Consider the following 247-nt stretch of genomic DNA (forward strand, 5'->3'; position numbering starts at 1 on the left):
CAATTGATAAGAATGCTAAATTGTCAGATGATGAAAAGGCAGCAGCGAAAGCTGAAGTAGCGAAAGCAGCCATCGCAGCCGTAAATGCTATTAATGAAGCAAAAGATCAAGATGGTGTAGATGCCGCTCAAACTACAGGAGTTAAAGCAATTGAATCAGTAACTCCAGTAGGTAAAGAGAAAGCCCTAGAAGCCATCCAAGCAGCATCAGAAGCTAAGATTGCCTCAATTGATAAGAATGCTAAATT

General features: G+C 40.5%; 1 protein-coding gene. It reads left to right on the top strand.

What is annotated here, in order from left to right; translation table 11 throughout:
- Positions 1-247, top strand: a 247-nt coding sequence (locus EII37_RS11010) for a DUF1542 domain-containing protein (protein ID WP_124788569.1), incomplete at both ends; no start/stop codon positions are given.

Origin of the sequence: Streptococcus sp. OH4692_COT-348 (genome assembly GCF_003859975.1) — a bacterium.
Classification (GTDB): Bacteria; Bacillota; Bacilli; order Lactobacillales; family Streptococcaceae; genus Streptococcus.